3 protein-coding genes are annotated in these 2,766 nt (G+C 41.1%); all 3 read right to left on the reverse strand.

Annotated features, from left to right (window positions below; translation table 11 throughout):
* Positions 1-202: 202 nt before the first annotated feature.
* Complete coding sequence (locus tag CWC03_RS20825; protein ID WP_138583504.1) at positions 203-1,861, reverse strand: PAS domain S-box protein; 1,659 nt, start codon at positions 1,859-1,861, stop codon at positions 203-205.
* Positions 1,862-1,945: 84 nt separating this feature from the next.
* Positions 1,946-2,311, reverse strand: coding sequence for an ISAs1 family transposase (locus tag CWC03_RS20830; RefSeq protein ID WP_283234904.1), 366 nt, complete (start codon positions 2,309-2,311; stop codon positions 1,946-1,948).
* 100 nt (positions 2,312-2,411) lie between these two features.
* The coding region (locus CWC03_RS20835) for an ISAs1 family transposase (RefSeq protein WP_138583506.1) at positions 2,412-2,766 on the reverse strand (355 nt) is incomplete at its 5' end.

Below are 2,766 nucleotides of genomic sequence, written 5' to 3' on the forward strand. Positions count from 1 at the left end.
AGGCGGCAAGTCGAGCGTCGCGACCAAAACACACTCAGAAGAACAAAAATCAAACAGCAAAGGTCAACAGGCCCTAATAATGGCAACAGAGTAATCAGATCCATGAACGCGACAGGACAGTAGCACCAACTTCATGCGTTCACCAACTAATAGTAGGGGAGAGGCTGAGGGCGTTCAGAGTTTGTATTGGCCTAACAAACTCTCATTTTTTTGCTAATTGCTCATAAAAAATAACTCGACCTTTCCCTGCTTTTTTTGCTGAATACATCGCTAAATCTGCCTTTTCTAAAAGATCCTCGAACGTACTAGTATCATTGGGGAATCCCGCAACGCCAACACTAATGCCCATAGTTATATGTTTTCCATCAAGCACTACAGGTTTGTTTACTTCGCTTACTATTCTTGCGAAAAACTTACTGATATCACTTTGTGAATGCTTGGACTTGACCAAAACCACAAATTCATCTCCGGCAAATCGTCCAACAAGATCTTCAGAGCGGCAATTTTTTTCTAGTACTTTTGCTATTTCTATCAGTACGTTATCGCCAATTTTATGACCATATGTGTCGTTGAAAGACTTAAATGAGTCAACATCGATGAATGCGAGATATAGCTGTTTCTCTGAGTCTTTAGTGCGTACAGATGCAATAGACTGCTTAGCAAGTGTGATAAAGTAGTCCCGATTTGTAATACCCGTGAGCGCATCGTAGTTGGCTTTTTTCCAGATTTCGGCTTTCTCTTGTTCTTCTTCCGTCGAATCGCGTGCTAACTGCAATGCACCTATGATAGTCGCGTTACTAGCGTCGTAAATAGGTAAGAGATTTTGTGAAACTTTGACTTGTTCGCCTTGTTTGTTCAAGTATATGGTCCGCGCTTCAATAAGTCGTTTCCCCTGATTTAGTGCTGTTAATGCCTCTTTGTGGGCGCGATGCGCTGACTTAGGAATAATCGCATAAATGGATTTTCCTATGACTTCATTTGGGAGGTAGCCTAGAAGTTGCTCTGCTGCAGGGTTCCAACTCAGGATCTCACCTGTGAGGCTTTGGTTGATGATAGCATCATTAGATGTCTGTACAATTGTGTCATATTCTCTTGTTAAACGCTCAACTTCGACTTGAGTTGTTATATCTCTTGCCACTTTAGACGCTCCGACAACATTCCCTTCACTGTCGAGAATTGGTGATATGGTAGCGGAGACGTGAATTAACGTGCCATTTTTGTGCCTGCGAATGGTACGAAAGTGATCCACCTTCTCTCCAATACTTAGTTTGTGAAGTATAAGCGCTTCTTCATGTAAACGGTCTTCAGGAAAAACCTTGATCATAGGCTGCCCGATCATTTCTTCTTCAGTATATCCAAAAATTTTCTCTGCACCTTGATTCCAGCTTTTGACAATGCCGTTTAGGTCTTTGCTTATAATGGCGTCATCGGATGATTCTACAATTGCACGAAAATGGCTACTTTCTATATCTTTTTGCATTTCTGGAGAGACAAAAGAGACTTGAATGGCTGATCCAATCAATTTTGAGTTGTCGATAATCGGTGACAAGTATAACACCGCGTCTGCTAAGTCAGTTATTGGACTCTGTATTAACGGTTTTGTAAGTGTGGCTTCTTGCCCTTCGAGTATCGCTTCTTGAACCTGAGATTGTTCATCACCAGAAATAGATAAAAGTTGGTATAAAGAAGTACCTAGATTACTATCTAGAATGTTGAAAACCTCCTTTGCACATTGGTTAAAGTAAATCAGTTTGCCATCTATATCTACACCCAAAACTGGAAGTCGCAAAGCTTGAAGTATTAGATCTTCTTTTTCAAAAGAGGGTTGTGAACGTTGTTTCTTTTGACTTTTATCCATCATTTTTATTGTTACGCTGAGTCTGAACTAAGATTGTTTTAACATTAGCCAAACCGCTTTTAATAGCCAAGTATTTTAGTTTATTTCTCAGGTAAAAGTTACATCATGAGGAGAGGCAAAATTTTTAAATGATGAACCTAACACAATACCCAAGGTGAGAGCATACTCAAAGATAAGCTCTGCTCTGAATTCATCGTCAAAACTGGCCCGCACGCACTTGCCACGTATCGAATCTTTACGGCCTGTGTGCTGTTTTGCCAAGTTGCGAACAACCCGTCTGAACAGCGCCATATTTTCCGCCGAAATCGGCTCGCTTATCTGGCAAGCGTCTTCTTTAAACACGACATCCAGTACCCAATGCTGCTGGTTTTCTATGTGCCAGTGATGGCGGATGGCTTTTTGTAGCATCTGTGCATCTGGCTCGAAAGAAGTAACATAAAAGTGCATGTATATATTTTTGTTGTTGAGCCAGACTTCCTGTGCCTTTCAACCGCGACCAGCGAAGTAAGCCCTGGCCATTTTTCTCTTATCTATTCAGGCAGATTGTCTGCGTTTAGAGCATAAGTGATGCGAGTTTCCTGACGTCCATGACCACCGCTGACTTGTACATCTTCGGGCAAATTCTTTTCTTCTTCAAAAGCTGTTTCAAAACATGAATTGACTGCTTTATAAAGTGTTTTCTGATTTGCTTGACTTGAACCAGATAATCAGCCTCTCTTGAAATCAATGCTGAAAGTGTCGCTTTATGACAATGTAGTGCATCTAGTGTGACGATAGAATCTGAAATATCGAGTACATCTAATAAGGCCCTAACTGCCAGTATCTCATTGTACTTATTTTCTACCGTTCGCTGGTACACAGTTAAACCAGACTCGCGATCAAAAGCGGACACCAAGTGTAAGTTATCC

This window comes from Pseudoalteromonas sp. S2755, from assembly GCF_005886535.1.
Taxonomy (GTDB): Bacteria; Pseudomonadota; Gammaproteobacteria; order Enterobacterales; family Alteromonadaceae; genus Pseudoalteromonas.

Coding starts and splice junctions, on each gene's coding strand:
- CWC03_RS20825 (WP_138583504.1), bottom strand. CDS start 1,861: ATGATGGATAAAAGTCAAAAGAAACAACGTTCACAACCCTCTTTTGAA.